Source organism: Peribacillus sp. TH27 (assembly GCF_016650915.1).
Classification (GTDB): domain Bacteria; phylum Bacillota; class Bacilli; order Bacillales; family DSM-1321; genus Peribacillus; species Peribacillus butanolivorans.
The window spans coordinates 5,501,939-5,525,953 of sequence record NZ_JAEKEV010000002.1; the positions used below are offsets into that span (position 1 = coordinate 5,501,939).

At 39.3% G+C, this 24,015-nt stretch carries 21 protein-coding genes and 1 pseudogene; 20 read left to right on the forward strand and 2 right to left on the reverse strand.

Translation table 11 applies throughout. From position 1 onward, the window contains the following. Positions 1–4: 4 nt before the first annotated feature. The 9 genes and pseudogenes from JFU24_RS27940 (at position 5) to JFU24_RS27980 (ending at position 8,021) form a co-directional block, all read left to right on the forward strand. Positions 5–964: a C-terminal binding protein gene (locus JFU24_RS27940; protein WP_201185259.1), complete on the forward strand. Its 960-nt coding sequence runs from the start codon at positions 5–7 to the stop codon at positions 962–964. A 14-nt stretch (positions 965–978) separates the two neighbouring features. Further along, positions 979–1,842 (forward strand): fumarylacetoacetate hydrolase family protein, encoded by an 864-nt coding sequence (locus JFU24_RS27945; protein ID WP_201185258.1) that lies wholly within the window; start codon positions 979–981, stop codon positions 1,840–1,842. Positions 1,843–1,865: 23 nt separating this feature from the next. Then, positions 1,866–2,822, forward strand: a complete 957-nt coding sequence (locus JFU24_RS27950) for a sugar kinase (protein ID WP_201224135.1) — start codon at positions 1,866–1,868, stop codon at positions 2,820–2,822. Positions 2,823–2,836: 14 nt separating this feature from the next. After that, on the forward strand, positions 2,837–3,469 hold the full coding sequence (locus JFU24_RS27955; protein ID WP_201224137.1) for a bifunctional 4-hydroxy-2-oxoglutarate aldolase/2-dehydro-3-deoxy-phosphogluconate aldolase: 633 nt from the start codon (positions 2,837–2,839) through the stop codon (positions 3,467–3,469). A 224-nt stretch (positions 3,470–3,693) separates the two neighbouring features. After that, positions 3,694–4,509: an ATP-dependent sacrificial sulfur transferase LarE gene (gene larE / locus JFU24_RS27960; RefSeq protein WP_053346436.1), complete on the forward strand. Its 816-nt coding sequence runs from the start codon at positions 3,694–3,696 to the stop codon at positions 4,507–4,509. Beyond that, positions 4,506–5,273: a nickel pincer cofactor biosynthesis protein LarB gene (gene larB / locus JFU24_RS27965; RefSeq protein WP_056520512.1), complete on the forward strand. Its 768-nt coding sequence runs from the start codon at positions 4,506–4,508 to the stop codon at positions 5,271–5,273. The genes larE and larB overlap by 4 nt, the downstream gene beginning before the upstream one ends. Next, entirely contained in the window at positions 5,254–6,135 is an 882-nt protein-coding gene (locus tag JFU24_RS30895) for a LarC family nickel insertion protein (protein WP_201224141.1), read from the forward strand. Before larB ends, JFU24_RS30895 begins: the two co-directional genes overlap by 20 nt. Continuing rightward, entirely contained in the window at positions 6,132–6,608 is a 477-nt protein-coding gene (gene larC, locus JFU24_RS30900) for a nickel insertion protein (RefSeq protein WP_098176427.1), read from the forward strand. The genes JFU24_RS30895 and larC overlap by 4 nt, the downstream gene beginning before the upstream one ends. Before the next feature lie 652 nt (positions 6,609–7,260). Beyond that, positions 7,261–8,021: pseudogene (locus JFU24_RS27980) on the forward strand (SDR family oxidoreductase). 461 nt (positions 8,022–8,482) lie between these two features. On the opposite strand, the gene JFU24_RS27985 reads toward JFU24_RS27980, so the two are convergent. After that, positions 8,483–9,400, reverse strand: coding sequence for a DMT family transporter (locus JFU24_RS27985; protein WP_201185246.1), 918 nt, complete (start codon positions 9,398–9,400; stop codon positions 8,483–8,485). A gap of 569 nt (positions 9,401–9,969) precedes the next feature. Between JFU24_RS27985 and JFU24_RS27990 the strand changes: the two genes are divergently transcribed. From JFU24_RS27990 to JFU24_RS28025, 8 genes are all read left to right on the forward strand, one after another. Beyond that, a complete protein-coding gene (locus JFU24_RS27990) occupies positions 9,970–10,926 on the forward strand; it encodes a sugar kinase (protein WP_201185245.1) in 957 nt (318 codons plus the stop codon). A 115-nt stretch (positions 10,927–11,041) separates the two neighbouring features. Continuing rightward, positions 11,042–12,052, forward strand: a complete 1,011-nt coding sequence (allD, locus tag JFU24_RS27995; protein WP_201185244.1) for an ureidoglycolate dehydrogenase — start codon at positions 11,042–11,044, stop codon at positions 12,050–12,052. 8 nt (positions 12,053–12,060) lie between these two features. Beyond that, positions 12,061–13,080 (forward strand): zinc-binding alcohol dehydrogenase family protein, encoded by a 1,020-nt coding sequence (locus JFU24_RS28000; protein WP_201185242.1) that lies wholly within the window; start codon positions 12,061–12,063, stop codon positions 13,078–13,080. Between the two features lie 13 nt (positions 13,081–13,093). Beyond that, positions 13,094–13,714 (forward strand): bifunctional 2-keto-4-hydroxyglutarate aldolase/2-keto-3-deoxy-6-phosphogluconate aldolase, encoded by a 621-nt coding sequence (locus tag JFU24_RS28005; RefSeq protein WP_201250791.1) that lies wholly within the window; start codon positions 13,094–13,096, stop codon positions 13,712–13,714. A 12-nt stretch (positions 13,715–13,726) separates the two neighbouring features. Then, positions 13,727–14,803, forward strand: a complete 1,077-nt coding sequence (gene uxuA / locus JFU24_RS28010; protein WP_201185238.1) for a mannonate dehydratase — start codon at positions 13,727–13,729, stop codon at positions 14,801–14,803. Then, positions 14,800–15,636 (forward strand): SDR family oxidoreductase, encoded by an 837-nt coding sequence (locus tag JFU24_RS28015; RefSeq protein WP_201185236.1) that lies wholly within the window; start codon positions 14,800–14,802, stop codon positions 15,634–15,636. Before uxuA ends, JFU24_RS28015 begins: the two co-directional genes overlap by 4 nt. A gap of 219 nt (positions 15,637–15,855) precedes the next feature. Beyond that, the gene (locus JFU24_RS28020) at positions 15,856–16,857 is read left to right on the forward strand and encodes a LacI family DNA-binding transcriptional regulator (RefSeq protein WP_201250792.1); all 1,002 of its coding nucleotides are present in this window, start codon (positions 15,856–15,858) and stop codon (positions 16,855–16,857) included. A gap of 172 nt (positions 16,858–17,029) precedes the next feature. Then, the gene (locus JFU24_RS28025; protein WP_201185232.1) at positions 17,030–18,271 is read left to right on the forward strand and encodes an MFS transporter; all 1,242 of its coding nucleotides are present in this window, start codon (positions 17,030–17,032) and stop codon (positions 18,269–18,271) included. A 204-nt stretch (positions 18,272–18,475) separates the two neighbouring features. Here the strand turns inward: JFU24_RS28025 and JFU24_RS28030 are convergent, their stop codons facing one another. Continuing rightward, a complete protein-coding gene (locus JFU24_RS28030; RefSeq protein WP_201224143.1) occupies positions 18,476–19,345 on the reverse strand; it encodes an AraC family transcriptional regulator in 870 nt (289 codons plus the stop codon). Between the two features lie 199 nt (positions 19,346–19,544). On the opposite strand from JFU24_RS28030, the gene JFU24_RS28035 reads away from it, so the two are divergent. The 3 genes from JFU24_RS28035 (at position 19,545) to JFU24_RS28045 (ending at position 23,721) form a co-directional block, all read left to right on the forward strand. Then, positions 19,545–21,050: a UxaA family hydrolase gene (locus JFU24_RS28035; RefSeq protein ID WP_201224145.1), complete on the forward strand. Its 1,506-nt coding sequence runs from the start codon at positions 19,545–19,547 to the stop codon at positions 21,048–21,050. A 60-nt stretch (positions 21,051–21,110) separates the two neighbouring features. Next, positions 21,111–22,124: a zinc-binding alcohol dehydrogenase family protein gene (locus JFU24_RS28040; protein WP_201224147.1), complete on the forward strand. Its 1,014-nt coding sequence runs from the start codon at positions 21,111–21,113 to the stop codon at positions 22,122–22,124. Between the two features lie 100 nt (positions 22,125–22,224). Continuing rightward, on the forward strand, positions 22,225–23,721 hold the full coding sequence (locus JFU24_RS28045) for a tagaturonate reductase (protein WP_201224149.1): 1,497 nt from the start codon (positions 22,225–22,227) through the stop codon (positions 23,719–23,721). The last annotated feature ends 294 nt before the right edge of the window (positions 23,722–24,015 follow it).

Consider the following 24,015-nt stretch of genomic DNA (forward strand, 5'->3'; position numbering starts at 1 on the left):
CTAAATGGCCTTTAAAATATTATTAACGGATTATGAATTTGAGCATTTGCAATATGAAGAAGACGTTTTTAAAGAAAGCGGATTGGACATTGATTTCATAAAAGCGCAATGCAAAACAGAAGAAGAAGTTATTGAGTTGGCAAAAGAAGTGGATGCGATTTTAAATCAATATGCTCCTGTCTCACGCCGTGTCATTGGATCACTTGAAAACACGAAAATCATATCCCGCTACGGTGTCGGGGTCAATACAATTGATCTCGATGCGGCGAAAGAAAAGGGGATTACTGTTGCCAATGTACCTGATTATGGTATGGAAGAAGTTTCGAACCATGCATTGGCGCTTTTGCTTTCATGGGCGCGCAAAGTGACGCTGTTAAACAATGAGGTAAAAAAAGGTAACTGGGACTTTAAAGCTTGTGTGCCGATTCATCGTTTTAACGAGCAAACGGTTGGGGTTCTTGGTTTTGGTCGTATTCCGCGTCGTTTCGTGGAAAAGGTGAAACCGCTCGGCTTTAAAACGGCTGCATACGATCCATTCGTATCGGCAGAAGATATGGCAGCCGTCGGCGTTCAAAAAATGAATCTCGAAGAAATTATTAGTGAAGCTGATTATTTGTCAGTACATGTACCGCTAATTGATGATACGTTTCATCTGATCAATGAGGAGCGCTTAAAACAAATGAAAAGAAACGCGGTCATCATTAACACAGCTCGTGGGCCGATAATCGATGAAAAAGCACTCGCTGAAGCACTTGAAAAAGGGATAATTGCAGGTGCCGCACTTGATGTTACAGAAGATGAGCCGGTCAGCATCGATAGCCCGCTTCTCAAAATGGACAATGTCATCATCACACCGCACAGCGCCTGGTATTCTGAGGAAGCGATGATTGAACTTCGTCAAAAAGCAGCGAAAAATATCGTTCAGGTCTTAAACGGCGAAAAAACACCATACGCGTTGACGTAAGAAAGGATAAAAATATGAAAATAGCATCTTTTTCGGTAAAATCCGACCATCATATCGGCATCGTACAAGATGATCAAATCATAAGTTTAACGGCACTCGGTCCAGATGATTTTCCTGCTTGTATGAAAACGTTTATAGAACGAGGAAGCGAGTTGCGTAAACGTGCTGAACAGTTAATCGAGCAACGGGGTAATGACGATGCAAAATTCTCACTATCAGAAGTAAAATTCCTCCCACCGATCGCACAGCCGGAAAAAATCATTTGCGTCGGGCTGAACTATATAGATCATTGCACGGAAACTGGGATGGAGCCGCCGGCTTCACCGGTCATTTTTTCAAAATATGCGAATGCGATTGTCGGTCAAAATGATGTTATTGAAATCCCAATTAATTCAAAAGAAGTCGATTTTGAAGCAGAGCTTGCGATTGTCATTGGAAAAAAAGCGAAAAATGTGTCAGAAGAAGAGGCGAATGACTACGTCTTTGGCTATACAATTATGAATGACATTAGCGCGCGGGATTTGCAATTTCAGGATGGCCAGTGGTCACGCGGCAAAACGGCGGACACATTTGCGCCAATAGGTCCTGTTGTCGTTACACATGATGAAGTGGGTGATCCCCATGAGCTGGCGATTTCCCTTGAATTAAACGGAGAAATGATGCAGGATTCCAATACAAGTAACTTAATTTTTACCGTTCCGCAAATCATCTCATTTTTATCACAGTCCATGACGCTAAAGCCAGGTGATTTGATTGCAACTGGTACACCACCTGGCGTTGGAATGGGACGTAATCCGAAAGTCTGGTTGAAAAACGGTGACCGGATGAACGTCAGTATTGAAAGAATCGGTACGCTTTCTAATCACGTTAAAGCCTAACATGAGAGAAAGAAGTTGATGATATGGATGTTGTAACAATCGGAGAAACGATGACAGTATTTACCCCGAATGAAGAAGGACCCCTTCGCCACGCCCGCTCTTTTTCAATGAAGTTCGGCGGTGCGGAATCCAATGTCGCGATCGGGTTAAGCCGTCTCGGTCACAGGTCACGCTGGATAAGCCGTCTCGGTGAGGATGAATTTGGCGATGCGATGCACTCGTTTATTCGCGGTGAAGGTGTCGATGTCTCATATGTAACACGAGATGCTAATGCGCCGACCGGAGTCTTTTTCAAAGAATTCAGGCGGCTAAATGATACGCGAGTCTATTACTACCGTAAAGATTCGGCGGCTAGCAAAATGACAGCAGAATTACTGGCGGAACATGTGATTCAAGACGCCGTTTACTTACACATTACCGGTATTACTCCTGCACTTGGTGAGTCGTGCCAGTTGCTCATAGACAAAGCGATCCGCATTGCCAAGGAAACCGGAACAAAAATCGTCTTCGATCCGAATATTCGGTTGAAAATATGGGCGGATGAAAATGAAGCACGTCACTTCATTACAAAATACGCATCGGAAAGTGATATCGTCATGCCGGGTGTGGCAGAAGCTGAATTTTTATTCGGTTCCTACACACCGGAGCAGTTTATCGATCATTTTCATGAACTTGGAGTCGAAACAGTTTTGCTGAAATTGGGCAAAGAAGGTTCTCTAATTTCATCCCCGTCTGTACCGAAAACACACGTACCAGGATTTTTTGTAGATCGTGTCGTAGACCCAATCGGTGCTGGGGACGCTTTTGCATCTGGTGTACTCTCCGGCCTTCTTGATGGACTGGCGTTAGAAGAAGCTGCACGGCGCGGAAATGCCATGGGAGCAATGGTAACGATGGTAAATGGCGATGTAGAGGGTTTGCCGATACGTGACGACCTCGATTTATTTATGAGTGGCGGAGCAGAAGATGTGACTAGGTAGAAAGGTGGAAAAGAATGACTAAACTAGTAGAGCTGAAACAAGGGAAGTTAGTCGCCGTTATTCGTGGTGCACGTCCCGATCAAATTGTACCAATCGCCAGAGCCCTGAATAAAGGTGGAATCCGAACACTCGAAATAACAGTAGAAACACCCAAAGTTTGCGAGTTAATTGATAAAGTAAAAGAGGAGTTCGGCGATGATATCATAGTGGGTGCCGGTACAGTATTGGATCCAGAAACGGCTCGTTCGGTCATCATGGCTGGAGCGGAATTTATCTTTTCGCCAACCGTCAATATTGAAACGATTAAAATGGCAAAGCGCTATGGCATTATTAGCATCCCCGGTGCGCTTACACCAACTGAAATTTTGACAGCTTACGAGCATGGAGCCGACGTTATTAAAGTATTTCCGGCAGATGCACTTGGGGTTGGTTACTTTAAAAATCTTAAAGGTCCGCTGCCTCACATCCCTCTAATGCCGACTGGCGGTGTTAATTTGGATAACCTCGCTTCCTTTTTAAAGGCAGGTGCCGTCGCAGCGGGAATCGGCAGTTCTTTAATCAACCCAAAGAAATTGCTTTCAGAGGAAGATTACACTGAACTGGAAGAAACGGCCAAAAAATTCTCTGCTATTGTACAAAATAATTAGAGTAAACCGAAGCTAATACGCGGGGCTTTATAGGGAAATAGGGATGAAATAAAACGTAAAAAAAACTGGAGCCATTTCCACCTTCTCCATTTTGTCATTGGCAACTTAAAAAAATCCCTGTAGAGCCTCTGTTCAATCTTTATGTGGCACTTACAGGTGTTCCTGTTAGCAGTACAGGAGGATAAAATTAGTATTATTTTATCAAGAAAGGAGAACAATTTGGCATGATACAAGAAAAATACAAAAAACTTCAGGATATTCTTGTAAAGATGGAGACTGTTGTGGTCGCATTTTCAGGAGGGGTAGACAGCACATTTTTGCTTAAAGTTGCAATTGATACTTTGGGATATGACAACGTGTTAGCCATTACAGCGGATTCGGAAACTTATCCGTCGAGCGAGCTGGAAGAAGCCATTATGCTCTCAAAATGGATCGGTGCCAGCCATCGTGTCATTCAAACATCAGAGTTAGCCATTCCAGGATATACAGAAAATAACCAAAATCGCTGTTACTTTTGTAAAAGTAGTTTATTTGACCACTTGCTTCCTATTCTTGAAGATTATGAATTTAATAATATTATTTATGGGGTTATTGCCGATGATGCGAATGAATTTCGTCCAGGCATGAAAGCAGCAAAAGAAAAAGGCATCCGGGGACCTCTTCAAGAAGCGAATTTATTCAAAGAAGAAATAAGAGTGTTGTCTAAAGAAGTAGGTTTACCAACTTGGGATAAACCATCATTTGCCTGCCTATCATCACGTATAGCCTACGGCGAAATCATTACGAAAGAAAAATTGACGAAAGTAGATAAGTCAGAGGCTTATTTAAAATCATTAGATATTCACCAGGTGCGTGTTCGGACCCATGAGGATACCGCCCGTATAGAAGTAGATCCTGCTGATATGCCACTTGTGCTTGAATATCACGTTTTAATTACGAAACGTCTGAAGCAATTTGGTTATAAATATGTCTCTTTGGATCTCACGGGCTATACAAGCGGGAGTATGAATTTAGCGCTTAAAAAGGAAGAAATGGTATGATTGACGATATTCTAGAGCAGGTACAAAATGGTACATTGACAGCAGCGGAAGCAAAAACAAAACTTGCATCCTATGAAAATTTAGGGTTTGTAAAAATTGATCATCATCGTAAAAAAAGACAAGGCTTTCCCGAAATTGTATTTGGAGAAGGGAAAACAGCAGAACAAATTTTAACGATTGTTCAATCGTTACGGGCTAGGAATGATTCTGTACTAGTGACACGTATTTCTCGAGAAAAAGCGTTATTTGTACAAAAAGAATGTGGGGAATTTGAGTACAACGAGATTGCACGGACACTCGCATGGGTTAAAGAAAAGAAGAAAACTAATGGTTCATATATCGCGATTGTGTGTGCTGGGACATCGGACTTGCCCGTTGCGGAAGAAGCAGCCGTCACGGCCGAAACTTTAGGTATTCCAGTCAGGCGTATTTACGATGTGGGTGTCGCAGGGCTGCACCGACTTCTTGATAATATAGACGAAATACGAAATGCGACTGTTTCGGTATGCGTCGCGGGAATGGAGGGAGCGCTTCCGAGCGTGCTAGGAGGCCTTGTCATGAATCCGATTATTGCTGTGCCAACAAGTGTTGGCTATGGTGCGAATTTCAACGGATTATCGGCACTTTTATCGATGCTCAATTCATGCGCATCAGGTGTAAGCGTTGTCAACATTGATAATGGATTTGGTGCGGCATACAACGCAGCGCTCATTTACAAACTCGTACATAAAAAGGAGGTCAATGATGAGGACATTATATTTTGACTGTTTTTCTGGCATAAGCGGCGACATGGTAATTGGTGCTTTGATTGATGCAGGTGCCGATCCTTTTCAAATGGAAGAAGAGTTAAAAAAGCTAAATATTGAAGAAGAATATACTCTGTCCTGGGAAAAAGTTGTTAAAAATGGTATTGCCAGTACAAAATTTGATGTCATTCTTTCCAGAAAACCGGAGCGCCTTCATGAACACATCCATAGTCATGAACACCATCACCATCACGAACATAGTCACTCCAACGACCATAGCCATGATCACGAGCAAAGTCAAATTCTTGATCACAATGAACATAGTCACTCCAACAGTAATAGCCATGAACACCATCATCATCATGATCACCGCACGTACAAACAAATTGTCGAGATAATCAATGAGGCTAACTTTAATGCATCGGTTAAGAACATGTCACTTGCTATTTTTAAGAAGATTGGTGAAGCTGAAGGGCACATCCACGGGCTTCCCCTCGAGAAAGTTCACTTTCACGAAGTAGGAGCGGTTGATTCGATTATAGATATAATTGGAACAGCAATTTTAATCAATCAACTCGGTATTCAATCGGTACTTTCATCAGCCATCCCAACGGGGTCTGGACATATTCATATTGATCACGGTATATACCCGGTTCCTGCACCTGCTACACTGGAAATATTAAAAGGTGTACCGATTGCCGCAAGCGATATTCGATCGGAATTGGCTACGCCCACAGGGGCTGCAATCGCAGCTGTTTTAGCAGAATCATTTTGTCCGCTCCCGACCATGACTGTCAAATCAATCGGCTATGGTGCGGGAACAAAAACATTTAAAAATCACCCGAACGTCCTTCGCATTATCATAGGAGAGATGCAATGAACCACCCACCTGATCACGAGCATATCGATGACCAAATGATCAAAATGGAAGTTAATCTAGATGATATTTCCGGTGAATGGCTAGGCTATGTAATGGATTTGCTGTTTGAATCAGGGGCAAATGATGTTTTTTATACGCCGATTTTTATGAAAAAAAATCGACCGGGAGTATTGTTGCAGCTTCTCTGTTCACAACAGATGATTCCCGAAATGAAAAAGATATTATTTGCTGAAACAACGACTCTTGGTATCCGCTACTATCCGCTTACGGTGCACAGGCTTGAACGCTCATTTTCCAAAGTACATTCACTATGGGGCGCGGTAACGGTAAAGAAAGGGGTATATGGCGGGCAGCTCGTGCAACAAGCACCTGAATTTGAGGACTGTCGGAAAATTGCTGTTGAGAACAATATACCACTTAAACAAGTGTATGAAGAAGTATGGAAGTGTCTTGGGGAGGAGAAAGAAAATTGAGTCTTGTGTCGATTCTTACATTGGATTCTTATTAGGGAAAAAACATGCGTTAGTACCGGAGAATGTTATTGCAGAGGCAACTACAGCAGGCAATAAGAAAAAAATATTGCGGTCCACACTTACGGGCGTGTATTGGGGATTCGGCCATACTTGTACTCTGTTCCTGCCTTGTATTAGGCTAGTAATATTTGGACTAAGCTGTTTTTTTACATACCGTCAGAATATCAGGCACGATCATGAGCATGAGTAACATGTTTTCTCTTTAAAAAGGAAACCAGGGTAGTACAGACTGTCGGTAACGTCCAGGCAGTCTCTTTTTATATTTATTTATTAAGATTGTCGATAAGTACACAACATTACTGGGAAGCCCTCATCAAGGTAAAGATGTTTTCTCGTCGGTGATTTATTTTGGAAAGCCCCCAATAGCAAAAGCCCCTCGTGCTATGTGCCATGAGTTCAGAACGACGACAAGATGCTACAGTCGGGGGGACTTTGAAAAGCCTATTCCCTTAATAGGAAAAGGAATGATTGAGGCCATTCAGTTCAGTGAAATTGCCGCTTGAAGAAATTGTGCAGGATTTTGGATTAATGGAGATCCCGGATGTATCTTTAAAGATATTATTTGGCCGGATTAAACGAAAGAGGTGAAGATATGGTAGTTAATTTATTTGGATTAGAGGGAAAAGTTGCAGCGGTGACAGGGGCTACTAGAGGAATAGGACGTTCTATGGCTATAGCATTAGCAGAAGCGGGTGCAAACATTGCACTACTTCAGCGTTCGGTTGAACAAGTTGATGTAAAGTACGAAATTGAAAAATTAGGAAGAAAATGCTTGATTATTCCCTGTGATTTAGAAGATTTAAATCAAGTAAAGGAAGCAATTCCTAGTGTCGTCGCGCATTTTGGAAAGATTGATATTTTAGTTAATAATGCTGGTATTCAGCGCCGCTCACCTTCAGTCGATTTTCCAGAATCCGATTGGGATGATGTGATCCAGGTGAATTTAAAAACAGTTTGGCTTTTATGTCAGATGCAGGTCGGTATATGGTACCACAAAGAAAAGGGAAGATTATTAATATGGCCTCTCTGCTCTCTTTTCAAGGGGGATTAACCGTCCCAGCGTATGCAGCAGCAAAAGGCGGAGTAGCACAGCTAACAAAAGCGTTGTCTAATGAATGGGCACAATACAATGTGAATGTAAATGCCATTGTTCCAGGTTATATAGCTACAGATATGAATGAGGCTCTAATCAATGATGCTGCAAGAAACAGGCAAATACTTGAACGAATTCCAGCGGGGCGCTGGGGAAACTCGGAAGATTTTAAGGGGGCTGTTGTATTCTTAGCTTCGGAGGCAGCAGGTTATGTTCATGGTCATTTATTATCTATTGATGGTGGATGGTTAGGCAGATAATCTTCAAATGTGTTATATCTGGCGAATATTTATATTTTAGTAGAAAGACAGTTATGTATTTGCTTAACCCGTTTTAGAATCCTAATAAAATTATGATGTTGAAATTAAATTACAAAAACAAAAAAATACGGATATTATTGAAATGAAGTTATATTTCCAGAAGGTTTGTAAATGAAGGATGGCTCAAAAATCAGTATATTTTCCTCAGATTAAAAATTATTGAAATTACCTGCTGAATGAATCCGCAATAAATATTAAGTGTCGAGGGGACAAAATACGTAAAGGTGAATTAAACATTTTGAGACCATTAACTTTCAATATATGTACTTTATTATTGTACTATTTTGGAAGGTTAATGGTCTCTCAATATATAAGGTTAGCCCCCAGACCCCTCTTGTATAAGTTCGAAGTCTGTTCAAGGATTATAGACTAGCAACATCTTCAATCTAAGTTGATTGCAACTATGCAGATATACCTTTATTTTTTCTCTGAAGAATCCATATTTCTAATGCCCCCGATCCAAGCAGGACTCCTGAAATAATGAAGATAAGACCCAAGAAATGTGCAGGAACAATGGCTTCATTAAGAAAAATGGCTGCCCCGACTAAAGAAAATAAGGTGTTTAAATTAAGAAATATAGAGGATTCGGCCGCACCAACCTTACCAATGGCGTAATTATAGCCCAGATGCCCAAGTGCCGTGGCAATCACTGCTGAGAAAATGAAAGCTACCCATATGGAAGGTGGAGCAGAAGCGAGTAATGCTAAGCCATCTGGTTCCTTCCATAAGCTGATGGCGAAAAGAATAAAAGATCCTATTAACATCATATAGCCGGTTAATAAGCGTGGATCCATTGTTTTTGAAGCTTGATTAATTAAAATAAAACTTAACGCTTGTGAAAGAATGGAGAGTAAGATATCCACATCTCCCAGATTAATAGAATGAATACCACCACTTCCTGCCAAAACGGTAAAACTCACACCAAGAGCACCACAAACAAAACCAAGAAATCGGATAATGGTCGGCTTTTTACGGAAAAATATCATTGATAATATGACTGTCAAAATTGGCCCCATTCCCAAAATCAATCCAGCATTTGTAGCTGACGTTTTTGTTAACCCTTCCGCTAAAAAATAATGATGAAAAACCACACTTAAAAGGGCGCCTCCGAAAACGTAAAAAAGTTCGTTTTTTTTAGGGAGACGTATTAGACCAAGAAAGTAGAGGATAAGGGAAACTATTAAAGAAGCCGCAAAAATTCTTAAAGAGGTAATTGTCACAGGTTGGGTATGTTCAACTAAAATTTTAATAACAGAAACGTTTAACCCCCAAGTAATCATGATTCCGATAAGTAAGATGTAGATTTTTAAATAGCTCATTCAAAACAACCTTTCAAACAAATTTAACAATTGATATATTATACAACTATCCCCAAATTAACTGCAAAAAAGTAAATTTTGATAATACTAAAAGGGGGAAGGGGAAAATCGAAACTGCTAATCAATTAGAACCTATGTAGTACATGTGTGGTGAAGGGAGAATGGTTAAAAGATTATAGATTATGGAAATGATAGTGTGTTAAAACATACTAACTTAAGTTGTCCTGTTCAGATTATCCCAAAATAAATCCATATGGATCCTCTGGCAGAGTTACCAAGAGGAGTGAAAAGTATTGAACTAAACTTTTTATGTAGAGATTCTTAGGGATATGTAGGTTTATTTGGTAATATGTAGGGTTTAATGGTGTGGAAAATTCACGAATAGAAATAAAATTACAAATTATTAAATTTTTCTATTGTTTTTGGTAGGGTTTTCAATTACAATTTCCTTATGATTTACCAAACCGGTTTAGTAAATTACTAAATCGATTTACCTTAAAAGGAAATGTTGGATATGATCAAATATATTACCTTTTATTTGTGAATGTTCGAAAAAAGGAGGTACTGTATTGTCATCAAAATTTGGTGTTTTAACACTGGGTGACGCCATGATTACGTTAAACCCAGAAGAAACTGGGCCTTTAAGATTCGTGAACAGATTTGAGCGAAAAGTAGGAGGGGCTGAACTGAATTTTGCCATTGGTTGTGCTCGGCTTGGTATGAGGGCAAAGTGGTTAAGCCGTTTGGGTAAGGATGAGTTTGGTCGTGTTATTTATAATTTCGCACGTGGGGAAGGGGTGGATATGAGTGATGTTGCCTTTGTAAATGGTTATCCAACATCCCTAAATTTCAAAGAAATTCGAGAGGATGGTTCCGGAAAGACTTTTTATTATCGCTATCAGTCACCCATATTAACTCTAAAACCGGAAGATATCACAGATCGGATGTTTGAAGATATTGACCTTGTCCATCTTACTGGTGTTTTTTTGGCTATAGATCCTAAAAATGTAGATATTGCTAAGAGGGTTATAGAAATCGCTAAACAAAAAGATATCCCTGTCTCATTTGATCCGAATATCCGCCTAAAGCTATGGTCTATCGAAGAAGCGAGATCTGTTTATTTAGAAGTTTTTCCATCTGTTGATATTTTGCTAACAGGTCTAGACGAAATACGATTGATTATCGGGATTGACTCTGAAGAATCATTGGCGGAATTCGCAAATGTAAATAATATAGATCAGCTTGTCATCAAGGACGGGGAACATGGCTCAAAACTATATACAAATAGTGTTTGGCATAAAAAAGAAGCATTCCCTGTTACCCCGATAGACACTGTTGGTGCGGGAGATGGCTTTGATGCCGGCTATATATACGGATATCTTCATGGTTTATCTATCGAAGAACGATTGGAATTCGCAAATGGCGTTGGAGCTCTTGTAACGACTGTTTCGGGAGATAATGAGGGGTTACCCTATTTGGAAGAGGTATGGCCTTTCATACAGAATGAAGCTGTTATTGAAAGATAAGGTGGAGAAGGAGCATGTCTACCGTCAATCAATGCAATTAAAGATAGTTTATCAGAGGGTCAAACAAACGATACATTAAGAGCGAAACATACAAATGTAGAGTAGGGGGGAGAAAATGACAACAGTAACAATACAAGCAGAGGAAGCTAAACAACTAGTTATTAAGAAGTTAACAGAAGCGGGTTTAGGTGAAGGGCATGCAGGGAAAATCGCAGAGGTATTGGTCCATGCTGACCTTAGAAATGTGAATTCCCATGGGGTATTGCGGACAGAGCATTATATAAACCGTTTACAGGCAGGAGGAATTAACCCTGATGCGCAGATTTCCTTTCAATCGAGCGGACCTGTAACGGGAGTAGTTGATGGGGATGATGGATTTGGGCATGTTATCGGGGAAGTAGCTATGGATCATGCAATCGAAATGGCTCGTAACAATGGAGTGGGTATGGTGACTGTTGTAAATAGTAGCCATTGCGGAGCATTAAGCTATTTCGTTCAAAAAGCTACGGATGCAAAACTAATCGGGATTGCGATGTCACATACAGATAAAATCGTGGTTCCTTTTGGAGGTAAGACATCGTTTCTTGGAACAAACCCTATTGCTTATGGAGTACCTACAAAGACAAAGAAACCCTTTATCCTAGACATGGCGACATCCAATGTAGCATTGGGCAAAATCCTTCAAGCACGAGAAGAAGGAAAGGCAATCCCTGAAGGCTGGGGAGTCGATGAAAATGGAGCTACTGTCACAGATCCAAACAAAGTCGTTTCCCTTTCCACTTTTGGAGGTCCAAAAGGCTATGGGTTATCTGTCATAGTGGATGTGTTTTCTGGATTATTAGCAGGTGCGGCATTTGGTCCACACATTGGAAAAATGTATGATGATCTTGAAAAGAAAAGAAAGCTTGGTCACTATTTCTGTGTAATTAATCCTTCGTTCTTCACTGATTCTGACCTGTTTTTGGAGCAGATGGATCGGATGATAGAAGAGCTTCAACAGGTTCAACCAGCTCCAGGGTTCGACCGAGTATATGTACCGGGTGAAATAGAACAGCTTCATGAAGAAAGAAACCTAGTACAAGGTATTACGATAGCGTCGAGTGTGTATGAATTTCTTACAAAGTAGGTGGAGAAATGAAAGCGGTTCAAGTACGAAAAGCACATGAACTTGTTATTCAAGAAGTAGAAAAACCCGAGATTTCGAACTCAACAGATGTCCTTGTTAAAGTTAAAAGAGTCGGGATTTGTGGATCAGATATGCATATCTACCATGGTACAAATCCTCTTGCTACATTGCCCCGAGTTGTAGGGCATGAGGTAGCTGGAGAAGTTGTGGAGATTGGTCAAGATGTCACAGGTATTAAAGTGGGAGACCACGTGGTTATTGAGCCTATCAGTTATTGTGGAGAGTGTTATGCTTGCCGTAAAGGTCGCCAAAATGTATGCGAAACATTGTCTGTTTTTGGTGTACATGAAGATGGTGGGATGAGGGAATGGTGTGTTCTTCCCGAAAAACAACTACATGTTGTGGATTCCGCTTTAGCTTGGGAAGAAATAGTATTAGCTGAACCTTATACAATCGGTGCACAAGCGGTTTGGAGAGGAGAAGTAGAGAAAGGGGACACAGTACTTATCCAAGGAGCAGGTCCTATTGGGATTTGTATATTAAAGATGGCCAAGCTTCAAGGGGCATCGGTAATGATCACGGATTTAAGTGATGAGCGCTTGGCTTTTGCTAAAGTAAATGGCGCTGATATTACTGTTCATGCGGGCAGTGAAGATGTTCAAAAGCGTGTACAGGAATGGACGAATGGCGAAGGTGCCAATGTTGTCATTGATGCCGTATGTTTGCCCATGACTTTTGAATTGTCCTTTGAAGTAGTTTCTACTGCAGGACGGATAGTCGTGCTAGGTTTTGATGAGCGAACTGCAGCGGTTTCCCAGCTTCCAATCACTAAAAAGGAAGTTTCGGTGAAAGGTTCTAGATTGCAAACCAACCAGTTCCCAAAAGTAGTGAAACTGTTAAATGAAGGTAATCTACGACATGAAGGTTTAGTTACACATACATTTTCCCTTGATGATGTCCAAGAGGCATTTAATTTTGTTGAAAACCATCCAGAACAGGTTCGAAAAGCGATCATCGTATTTAATTAAGGGGGTTGACGTAATGGATAAACATTCAATAATTCACCAAATAACAGAAACGAAAGTTGTAGCTGTTATCCGGGGACAGGATGCAGAGGAAGCGGCACAACTGTCTACAGCAGCTGTTGAAGGTGGTATACGGTCAATCGAATTGACTTATACAACACCACGAATTGAAGAAGCTTTCAAGGAACTGCAAAATACAGATGCACTTATAGGAGCAGGTTCGGTATTGGATTCTGAAACAGCTCGCCATGCCATTTTAGCTGGTGCCAGTTTTATTGTAAGTCCCTATTTTGTTGAAGAAGTTGCTATCCTTTGTAATCGATATGGCATTCCATATATGCCTGGTTGTATGACAATTCGAGAAATGGCTACAGCACTTGAAGCAGGTTGTGATGTTCTGAAACTATTTCCGGCAAACCACTTTGAACCTTCTTTCATCAAGTCCGTTAATGGTCCGCTACCTAATGTAAGGATTATGCCTACCGGGGGAATTAATTTGGACAATATGAAGGACTGGCTGAATGCAGGTGCAGTAGCTGCAGGAATTGGTAGTGACTTAAACAAAGCCTATAGAAGCGGTGGCTATGAAGCCGTAGTTGAATTAAGTAGAGAATACATGCAGAAAATTGCAGAATAATGGGGGTGCACAATGAATATTACATTTAGATGGTATGGGAAAGACAATGATACCGTTACATTGGAGCAGGTTAAACAAATCCCTGGAGTTAAGGGGATTGTCTGGGCATTGCACCAAAAACCTGTTGGTGAGGTATGGGGAAAAGAAGAAATTAAAAAAGAAATTGAGTATATCCAATCATTTGGTTTTCACACAGATGTTGTTGAAAGTGTAAATGTTCATGAATCGATTAAATTAGGAAATGAAGATCGTATGATGTATATCGAGAAATACAAAGAGACGATCCGTAACCTTTCAGAGGCTGGCGTAAAAGTCATTTGTTATAATTTTATGCCGATTTTTGATTGGACTCGAACAGAAATGTTCCATCCATTAGAAGATGGTTCAACTGCATTATTTTATGAAAAAGCAAAAGTAGATACGTTAGATCCACAAGAGTTAATTCGTACGGTAGCAGAAGCTTCAGATTTAACATTGCCTGGTTGGGAACCAGAAAAGATGGAGCAGATTTCTGAATTATTCGAAGCATATAAAAGTATAGATGAAGATCAGCTATGGGCGAATTTAGAAATTTTCCTTAAGGAAATATTACCTGTTGCCGAGGCATGCGGCATTAAAATGGCGATACATCCGGATGATCCACCATGGTCCATTTTTGGCTTGCCACGAATCATCACGGGAGAATCAAGTTATGAAAAACTAATCGCCATTTCGGATTCGACATCGAATGCGTTTACGATGTGTACAGGCTCGATGGGTGCGAACCCTGAAAATGATATGGTACAAGTAGCTAAAAAGTATGCTTACCGTGCTCCTTTCTCGCATATCCGTAATGTGAAAATTTATGAAAACGGTGACTTTGTGGAAACATCGCATTATACACAGGATGGATCCATTAATGTGCAGGGTGTTGTAGAAGAATTGAACAAGCAAAATTATACTGGCTATGTAAGACCTGACCACGGCCGTCACATTTGGGGAGAGGTTTGTCGCCCAGGTTACGGATTATACGACAGGGCATTAGGTATTATGTATTTACTTGGATTGTGGGATGCATATGAAGCCTCCAAAGTTGGTAAGCAATCATGATGCCTATCCACGAAAACTTAACAAATAGGGTGGCAGTAATCACCGGCGGCAGTGGTGTATTGTGTTCCAAAATGGCTGTAGAGTTAGCCCGTCATGGTGTCAAAATAGCTATATTGAACAGAACGGCTGAAAAAGGACAACAGATAGTCGATATCATTGGCCAAACAGGCGGAACTGCAATATCCATCGCGACAGACGTTTTGGATAGAATCTCATTAGAGAATGCAAGAGAGAAAATACTGGAAAAGTTCGGACGAGTGGACCTATTAATAAATGGTGCTGGAGGCAATCACCCTGATGCCATTACAGCTCCAGAGAAATATGGGGAAGATGTAGATGGAAAGTCATTTTTCGATTTAGATGAAAATGGTTTTTCTCAAGTTTTTGCCAGTAATTTCACAGGTACATTTTTGGCGAGTCAGGTTTTTGGGAAAGCGTTATTACAAGTGGAAGCACCAGTTATATTAAATATTTCTTCCATGAGCTCTTACGCTCCAATGACTAAAGTACCAGCATATAGTGCTGCCAAAGCTTCGATAAATAACTTTACAATGTGGATGGCTGTTCATTTTGCTGAAGAGGGCTTACGTGTGAATGCTATTGCACCAGGTTTCTTTCTGACGAAGCAAAATCGAGACCTTTTGCTTAATGAAGATGGTAGTCTTACGGCAAGGTCCAATAAAATTATTACAGCAACACCTATGAAACGCTTTGGGCAACCTGAAGATTTGCTTGGTACATTGCTTTGGCTTGTTGATGAATCCTATTCGGGTTTTGTCACAGGAATTACGGTGCCAGTTGATGGCGGTTTCATGGCCTACTCAGGAGTGTGAACAAATTTCTTTTTTTAAAATAAAGAAGCCATGCAGGCGACTGGTCTTTTTATGATAGCTCACTGATTATGGGATGGTATTGGGATGTGCATTTTCGGTATAACAGAAGGTGATTGTAAAGCTGTTCTTAATATAATAGAATATTTCTTATATATCATAAACCACTTTGTTAAATGGTGATAAGCACAGAAATGAAAACACGAGACAGGAATGAATGAAATGAAAACTATTACAATTACTGATGTCGCCAAACATGCGAAAGTATCGAAAAGCACTGTTTCCCAATACTTGAATAAGCGATACGAGTACATGAGTGAAAAAACTAGAAAAAAAATTGAAGAGACTATTGAAGAGTTGAACTATCAACCTAATATTATAGCGCGCAGTTTAAAACAAAAATCGACTTTTACGGTTGGAGTAGTGGTTGCCAATATTCTTCACACGTTTTCCACACAAATTATACGTGCAATAGAAAACTACTTTTATAAACAAGGGTTTCATATTATTGTATGTAATGCAGATGATAATCCTGAGAAGGAAAAGAATTATATTGAAATGCTAAGAGCAAAGCAAGTTGATGGAATCATCATTTTCCCCACAGGGGACAATCTTGATTTATATAAATGTATGAAGAGTGATCAGTTTCCAATTGTATTTATGGATCGGACGATAGAAGAATTAAATATTGCGACTGTTATGCTTGATAATCATCTTGCGTCAAAGTTAGCGGTTGATCGGTTTGTAGAAAAAGGTTATGAAAAAATTGCAATCATAACCACTTCTATAATCCATAATATCAGTCCTCGAATTGAACGTATCCAAGGGTACAAAGATACACTCGCGTCACATGGAATACAATTCAATGCAGATTATATTAAAACAGTGAATGCAGAAGAAATCCCGAATGCACTTTCAGAATTTTTCGAATTAAAAAAACCGCCTCAAGCCATATTAGCAGGAAATGATATCGTACTTAATGAAATTTTGCGATATATGAAAAAACACGATATGAATATTCCTGAGGATGTTGCGGTTATTGGAATTGATGAAGTCCCGTACGCTAACTTCTATACACCGACTATAACAACGGTTAATCAGCCAGCAATTGAAATGGCAAATCAGGCAGCAGAGTTATTGCTTAGGCAGATAAATAAAACTGGAAAAGAAGACACAAGCGTGCATCGTTTGAAACCGAATTTGCTGTCAAGAAATTCTTGCTAGACGCAAGATTTTAAGTAAAAAAGAAAGCGCTTTTTTTACTAGAGTTTACTAAACCGATTTACTTTTTCATGTTTTTTAGGGGTTTATTTTATATGTTTTGGTTCTTGGTTATAAATTGGAAACGTTTTCAAAGGTACTTTTACATTTATTGAAACATCTAGGGGGGTTCTTTATGTTTACAAAAGGTAGAGGAATGATCATTCTTTTCTTGTTCTTAGCAGGTGTAATAAATTATTTAGACCGTTCTGCATTGTCTATAGCAGCGCCGTTTATTCAAGATGATTTATCGTTAACAGCGACACAGATGGGGATTATTTTTAGTAGTTTTTCTGTAGGATATGCGATATTTAACTTTCTTGGAGGAATGGCATCCGATAAATATGGTGCGAAGCTGACACTTTTCGTTGCTATGATTGTTTGGTCTATATTCAGTGGTGCACTTGTACTGGCTGTCGGGTTTGTCAGTATGATTGTTATTCGTATTTTGTTCGGGATGGGTGAAGGTCCACTCTCCTCAACAATTAATAAAATGGTAAATAACTGGTTTCCTTCTAATCAACGGGCATCTGTTGTTGGTTTGACTAATAGCGGGACACCACTTGGTGGAGCCATTGCAGGACCGATTGTTGGCTTTATAGCAATCTCATATGGTTGGAGAGTTTCATTTATTGCTATCATGGTGATTGGTCTTATATGGGCTGTTTGCTGGTGGAAATTTGCTAAAGAAAAACCAGAAGAGTCAACTGAACAGGAAAATATGGGAAAAGAATATGTAGCAGCAGCATCGGAAGGAAAATTGAAATTCACCTTCTATTTAAAACAAAAAACTGTATTATTTACAGCACTTGCATTTTTTTCGTACAACTATATCTTGTTCTTTTTCTTAACATGGTTCCCAAGCTATTTGGTAAATGCACGCGGACTAAGCGTAGAAAATATGAGTATCATCACAGTAATTCCGTGGATATTTGGGTTTATTGGTCTTGCTTTGGGAGGTTTCGTGTCGGATTTCTTCTTTAAAAAGTTCGCACAAAAAGGCGTTTTATTCTCACGTAAGCTCGTGCTTGTTACTTGTTTGTTCTTATCGGCTGTTTGTATCGGATTTGCCGGCCTTGTATCGACAACATTAAGTGCAGTAACTCTAGTTGCACTTTCTGTGTTCTTCCTATATTTAACAGGTGCAATATACTGGGCGATTATTAATGATGTCGTAGACCCAGATAACGTTGGATCAGTTGGTGGTTTTATGCATTTCTTAGCAAATACAGCAGGAATTATCGGACCAACTTTAACAGGATACATTGTTGATACATCAGGCACATACACAGTAGCTTTCTTGCTTGCAGGTGGATTAGCTATTGTTGCATCGCTTGCAGTAATTCGCTTTGTACGTCCGATAGTTAAACCCGCGTAATAGATTAATAAAATAGAAGTGTCCCCCCAATGGAATTATCTATGGGGGGACACTTCTATTTTAATAGGATACATATTTTTGCAACTACACAATATCGAAAGTTTAGTTAGCTTATATTTTATCCAAATAAGGAATTATGCGGTAATCTGTACGAGTCCGAGGGAGCTGTATGAATCATCATGCACCTACTCAATTTTTCTGAATCTAAGATTTATGGTGTGCTTTTCGAAAATTAGCTGGAGTCCTATCATTGTATTTTTTGAAGATACGATGAAAATGGGGCATACTTTCGAAACCACACATTTCAGCAATATGCGAAACTGTGTGATTCGTTTCCAATAACAGTTCCTTTGCTTTAATGACTCTTTTCGTATTCAGATACACGATTAACCCGATTCCAGTTGTTTCTTTAAAGACTCTACTGAAATGAGAGGGACTGACCAAGGATTTATTAGCAAGTATCGTCAAGGTTAATGGTTCACTTAAATGGTCATTAATATATGCCAAAATATCTTTAATCCATACTGAACTATAGGTATTAGTCTCCGACATATCCTGTTCGTTATTTATTCGTATACGGCATAAATCAAGCATAATCTGGTGAACAATCAGCAAAGTGGCATGCCTTGCGCCTAATGCATTTTCTGATGTTTCTTGATAAATGTGTAGAAGCTGTTCTTCCATTTTTACCTGTTTCTTTGGTGGTAAGGATATTTTATAATTCTTACTCTTTTTTGTCAGGTCAAACAAATTTAAATATGAAAAAGAATCATCAACAATGTCCTTATATATTAATGTGGGGCTGAAAAAGATAATCGTAGAAGTAACAGGGTCGTCCTTATTCGGCATTGCTCTATGAATCGTATTGTTAGGGATTAGGAATACATCTCCTTGTTGCATATCATAAAACACATCACCGACAAAAAAGGTCCCATTACCGCTATAAACATAAACAATTTCATAATAATCATGCATATGATCAGATAGTTCTTTCTGAGGACATTTAGTATCTTGATAGACAAAAGATAAAGGGAACAGTAAATCATGATTGGACACTTTTTGATATTTTTTCATTTCGCTCATCACCTGATTGTATATTACAACAAAAATGAGTATATATATATCAAAAAATGCAATTTATATTTCAATTCTTGATGTTAAAATGATAATAGATTCATAAGGAAGTAAATTCATGCTTGAAAATGAAAGGGTTTTCTAATAGTAATTACCGTTTAGGTGTTGTACGCCAACACTCAAAATAGGAGGGGACAAAATGAATAAGATTGTTCAATTGCATTCAAAAGATGATGTGGTTATTTCCTTGCATGTGATCCGAAAAGGGGAGAGCCTTCAAATTCAATCGGGAGACAATGAAATTATCAATATAAAGGCTCGTGATGATATTCCGAAAGGACATAAGATATTAGTAAACCCGGTAAAGCAGGGGGCAGATGTTCTTAAGTTTGGCTACTCGATTGGGAAAGCCAAAAAAGATCTTGATGCTGGGGAGTGGGTTCATACTCATAACCTAGGATCCGGTTTGCAGGGGATATTGGAATATTCCTATCAACCAAGCATTCAAAATACAGAAGTCGAAGACTCAAAACATACATTCCAAGGATATATTCGTGAAAACGGGGATGTGGGCATCCGTAATGAAATATGGATCATCAATACGGTTGGTTGTATCAATAAAACATGTGAAGTGCTTGCTAAAATGGGCAATGAGCAGTTTAAGGAGCGACAAATTGATGGAATTCATCACTTTCCTCATCCCTACGGTTGTTCTCAATTAGGGGATGACTTGACTAATACACAGAAGCTATTAGCATCCTTGGCTCAACACCCGAATGCAGCCGGAGTGTTGGTTGTGGGATTAGGATGTGAGAATAATCAAATTGAAGCATTTAAAGAAGTCATTGGCGAGTATCCCCCGAATCGTATTAAATTTCTCAAAGCCCAAGAGGTTAATGACGAATTAGAGTGCGGCTTACGATTATTGGAAGAATTAGTGGGATACGCGGAACAATTTGAACGTCAGCCGATACCGGTTTCAAAGTTGAAAATAGGATTAAAGTGTGGAGGATCTGATGGTTTTTCAGGTATTACCGCCAATCCATTAGTTGGAGCGGTATCCGATCTTATTGTTGAAAATGGTGGGACAACAATTTTGACAGAGGTTCCAGAGATGTTTGGAGCGGAAACTATATTAATGAACCGGGCAAAAGATGAAGAAACATTTAATAAAATCGTTCATCTTATTAATGATTTTAAACAATATTTCATTCGGCATGATCAGGAAATTTATGAAAATCCCTCACCGGGAAATAAAGAAGGTGGTATTAGTACACTGGAGGAAAAATCACTTGGATGTACGCAAAAAGGCGGTCATGCTACGGTTGTAGATGTCAATCCATATGGCAAACGAGTAGTAAAACATGGACTGAATTTGGTCAATGCTCCTGGTAATGACTTGATATCGGTTACGGCTTTGGCAGCATCAGGGGCTCATATCGTTCTATTTACCACAGGAAGAGGAACACCATTTGGCGGCCCGGTGCCAACTGTGAAAATAGCGACAAACTCAGATTTAGCCAAACGCAAAAAGCATTGGATTGATTATAATGCGGGACAGTTAATTGAAGGTCAAAACATAGATGAATTAAAGCATGATTTATTCCGTTACATTCTTGAGCTTGCATCTGGTGAAAAGAAAACCAATAATGAAAAATTCGGCTATAGGGAGATAAGCATTTTTAAAGAGGGAGTCATTCTTTAAAATAGGTAATTTTCTCATCTTTTAATTAGATTAAAAGTATAAAAAAAGGAGTGTTATTTTGTGAAAAGTATAGTTTGTGAGCAACCTTATCAATTTAAAATGATAGAGGCTGAACAACCTGTTCCAAACTCAGTAGAAGCTTTAATTCGTGTGAGGCGCATTGGAATATGTGGAACGGACATTCATGCCTATGGAGGTAATCAACCATTTTTTAGCTATCCACGGATACTTGGTCATGAACTATCTGGGCATATTGAATCCATCCCTGAAAATGCATCGGGACTAAAAGTTGGTGATCAAGTCTCGATCATTCCATATATGGAGTGTGGAAAATGTATTGCTTGTAAAAACAGAAAAACGAACTGCTGTACGAGTATGAAAGTGTTGGGTGTACATATGGAAGGTGGAATGCGTGAATGGATTACGGTTCCTTATGATCATTTAGTGAAAACTGAAGGGCTTACCCTTGATCAATCAGCTATGATAGAGCCTTTAAGTATAGGGGCTCACGCGGTTAGACGTGCTGCGATTCAAGAAGGGGAGTTTGCACTCGTTATTGGTGCAGGTCCAATAGGATTAGGAGTTATGGCATTTGCTAAAGAACAAGGAGCGAAAGTAATTGCAATGGATGTAAACAATGAGCGCCTTGCGTTTGCTGGTAAATGGGCCAAGGCAGATTATTCGTTGAACGTTTTGGATCAACCATTAGAGAAATTAGCCGAGTTGACAAATGGAGAAATGCCTACCGTTGTATTTGACGCAACTGGTAATGCGAAGTCGATGATGGAGGCGTTTAAATTCCCTGCTCACGGAGGAAGACTGATCTATGTAGGCTTAGTGAAGTCTGATATTTCCTTTAATGACCCTGACTTCCATAGCAAAGAGCTTACCCTAATGGGAAGCCGAAATGCTACTCGAGAAGATTTTGATTATGTAGTGAATACGGTGAAAAATGGTGGAGTGGATTTAAGTTTGTATATTTCACACCGTACGCATTTGGATGAAATGATCCAACAGTTTGAAGGATGGTTAACTCCAGATGCTAAAGTCATTAAGGCTATTGTTGAAATTTAAACGATGGTTTCATGTCTAATAAAAGCAACCGTGTGATGTGGTTGCTTTGTTCATCTTCTGTAGAGAGAAATTTTCTGTTATGAAAGGGAGATTAATAATCATGAATAAAAATCAAAGTCATGTGAAGAGCCTAAGTAAAGAAACAGGAGCTGTGCAAATTGGACATATGATGCAGGATTACCCAGTAAAAGTGCTGCAAATTGGAGAGGGGAATTTTCTGCGTGGCTTCTTTGATTGGATGATTTCTGAATGTAATAAACAAGGGCATTTCCAAGGAAGTATTGTCGTTACCCAGCCTCGCCCCACTGGAAAAGGAAAAATAGAGAAATTGAAGCAACAAGATGGATTATATACGTTGATGATACGGGGATTTAAGAATGGTGAGAAAGTAGATAATAAAGAGATTATCTCCGTTTTTTCGAAGGCAATTGATCCGTATGAAGAATGGGACGAGTTTTTGGCGTTGTCCCAAAACCCTACATTGGAATTTATAGTCTCTAATACGACAGAGGCTGGGCTAAAATACCAGCATATTCCTTGGGAAGAGGGAGTACCGATTGAATCTTTTCCGGGGAGATTAACAGCATTTTTATATCAGCGATATTTATATTTTAACGGAGAAACAGAAAAAGGTCTCATTATGTTACCATGTGAGCTTTTGGAGAGAAATGGTGATATGTTGAAGCAATGTGTCCTTCAGCACAGTAGGGACTGGGAATTACCGAAGTCATTTATGGATTGGGTAGACCAAAATAATCTGTTCCTTAACTCCCTTGTAGATCGTATTGTAACAGGATTTCCTGCTAAAGAGGCGGATGAATTATTTGCATCGTGGGAATATGAGGATTCTTTATTAAATACAGCTGAGCCGTATCATTTATGGGCTATAGAAGGTGACCCTTCTTTTGACCAGCGTCTTCCTTTGAAACAATCAGGCTTAAACGTGCATTGGGTAAAGGATTTAGTTCCTTATCAAATGAGGAAGATACGTATTCTAAATGGCTCACATACGTTAATGGCTCCTCTGGGTATATTATCTGGATTGGAAGAAGTGAAACAGGTAATCGATCACCCTGATTTTAATCAATTTCTGCGACAAGCAATTAATGAGGAAATAATTCCCTCATTACCATTTGATCGTAATGAGATGATAATATATGGAGAAAGCGTTATGGAGCGTTTTATGAATCCTTTTGTTCATCATCGTCTGGCCGACATTTCATTGAATAGTGTATCGAAGTTTAAGGTTCGTCTTCTGCCGACTATAGAAGATTATTTTGAGAAGAAAGATAGGTTGCCTGTTTGCGTTGTACGAGCATTTGCTGGTCTGATCAGATTTTATAAGGTACAGAAAGTGAAAGGGAATTATGTAGGGGAAAGCTTTGGTGGTAAAGAGTATGTTGTAAAAGATGATGTAAAAACAATTGAATTTTTTAGAGAACAGTGGCTTCGTTATGAGGCAGAAGAAATTTCACTTAAACAATTGGTTGAGACCTTTCTAGGTAATCAACATTTATGGGGGAAGGATTTGAACAAGTTCACTGCTCTTGTTGACGAATTATGCTACCACTTAGAAGTGATGCTTAGGAAACAATAAGGTTAGGTAACCCAGGCTCAGTTGCAAGATATCAAGTTTTCTCTAATAGTTTCCTTATCGTATTTGTATGATGTAGAATTTTAATAGCTCTTTACAAAGAAAAACTAAGCGGAAATATGATGAATATACCAAGCCAGAAGATAGACCAAGACAATATATTCTATCTATAAGCTGATAAACCAATTATTTCCTAGGAAAGTCCAGAAAATTAATCATTATTTTTTACTTTATTTTATTCATATATTTGGTATAATAGAATTGCAATAAGATTTCTTTAAGTTTTCTATAATGCAA